Annotated in this window: 1 protein-coding gene; it reads right to left on the reverse strand. The window is 57.4% G+C overall.

Translation table 11 applies throughout. The annotated features are described in order from the left end of the window. On the reverse strand, window positions 1-2,099 hold a 2,099-nt coding region (locus COY37_RS06095), incomplete at both ends, for a hypothetical protein (RefSeq protein ID WP_286976758.1).

A 2,099-nucleotide genomic window follows, 5' to 3' on the forward strand; every position in this document is an offset into this window, starting at 1 on the left:
TTTGCAGCGGTAACTGTAACACCATCCCCGATTGGGGCATGGAGCAGGATTTTCTGTCCTACGACATCCTGCGAGCCCTGGGCGGCGGCGGTGTCGGCAACGCTTGCCCCCGCCACCGAAAGATTCTCGGAGGCGTATGTGACCTGCTGCAGGTTCGACTGTGTCGGCGCGATTAAGCTTATGGTATCGGGCGCGGCCACCGTGGCCGAGTTCACATCGGCGCCGAGGGTCGCCCCGGCGGTCGCCGTGGATGAGACTGAGTACGTGACGAGAAGTTTGTTTGTCTGGCCTTGGAAAACAGCGATAGTTGAAGTAAACGTTATCACTCCACCAGAGAAGCTTCCCACCCCAAGGGAGGTGTCCGTTGCATCAAGGCTTCCGTTTTGGTTGTTGTCTAACCAGAGTTTGACCTGAGAAACATCCGAATCGGCACCTGTACCGGTTCTTTGGATGGTGATGCTGTTTAAGGTTGCCGCGTCGTAATTCGGATTATCGAAGGAGAGATCAATCCGTTCGATAAGGTTGTCCTGCGCTGAACGGGAGATAGTTCCCGTTGTCGGCGATGATGTCCGCAGCGCAATAGTATCGGCAAAATCACTTATGCCGACGGTTGCTCCGGTCATTATACCGAAATTAGCCACACTATCCGGGCTAGCGACTTGTATCCCGTTTGAAGTAAAATCTACATTTGTTTGGACCGTTGCCCCGGGTGTTGCCGAATAGGATAGGTCAACCCCGACGAGTACCGTCTCCGTTGAGTTTGCGGCGATAGTCAGGTTAAGCCCACTGAAGCTCGCCACCCCGGCCGCGGTAGTCGTTGCGGCAAGCTCCTCACCGGAGTCGATAATGTCATTGTGATTTGCGTCATGGGCAAGCTTGACCAGAGACACGTTCGAGTCTGGAGTCGTCGCGACCCCAATGTTCGCTCCACTTAGTATGATATTATCTCCCGCCGGGGCGTACAGTAAGAGTTTTTGTGTTACCGCATCATGTGTGCCCTGCGCCGTTGTGGTGTCAGGCATATTCGCCCCCGAAACTGAAAGTTCTTCGGCGGCAAGCCCCACCTGCTGCAGGGCAGAGGGGGTGGCCGCGCTTATGTCGACCGAGTCGGGAAGAAAAGCCGCAGCCCCCGTGACGCTTGAAGCGAGCGTATCGCCCACACCGGCGGTCGCAGAGATCGAGTAGCTGACAAAGAGGCGCTTTGCGCTCGAAATGGTAACCGGCACATTAAGCGCGGTGAAGGTGATCGAGCCCGCACTAAAGGTGCCCGCCCCAAGAAGGGTGTCATCCGTCCCGAAGGTGCCGCTGCCGGTATCGAGCCAGAGTTTGACCTCTGCCACATCGGTGTCCGGGGCGCTGCCCACTTTGCTAATCGTTATGGTGTCAACCGCGGCCGCGTCATAGCCGGCCCCGAGTGTTAGATCGATCTGCTGCACCGGCGCATCGGCCTGGGCCCGGGCGACACTGCCCGTGCCAAGAGAAGCGGTTTGAAGTGTTACCACATCGGGGAAGTCAGCGATCGTCATCAAAGCGCCGGCGGCGCTAAAGCTTGCGACCGTATCCGGGAGGGCAACCCCGATATCATTGCTACCGAGGCTTGTTTGAACGCTGTGCCCCACCACCGCCGAAGTCGAGAGCCCCACTTTTACGAGCACCGTCTCGGTGGTGTCCGAGGCGATTGATAGAGTAAATCCCGTAAAGCTCGCCACCCCGGCCGCGGTCGTCGTTGAGCCGAGCTCCTCACCGGTATCGATTACCCCGTTGCCGTCTATATCACGGCCGAGGGTGACAACCGAGACGTTTGAGGCCTCAGCGCTTGAAACGGTCACCGTGGCCGCATTTACCGTGATGCCGTCGCCGGGGGGTGCGTGAAGCAAAAGCTTTTGCACGACCGAGCCCTGCCCCTGCGCCGTTGTGGTGTCAGGCATATTCGCCCCCGAAACTGAAAGTTCTTCGGCGGCAGAATCAATGGTAGCCAGCGTACCGATAAGGTTAGAAAAAGCATTAACCGTGCTTGCGACATCGACCTTGATATCGCTAAGTGACGGGTCAACATTATATTGGATAGTACTCTGGACCGTGTTGCCAAGTGTCGCAGA

Origin of the sequence: Candidatus Aquicultor secundus, assembly GCF_002791875.1 — a bacterium.
In the GTDB taxonomy this organism is placed as follows: Bacteria; Actinomycetota; Aquicultoria; order Aquicultorales; family Aquicultoraceae; genus Aquicultor_A; species Aquicultor_A secundus.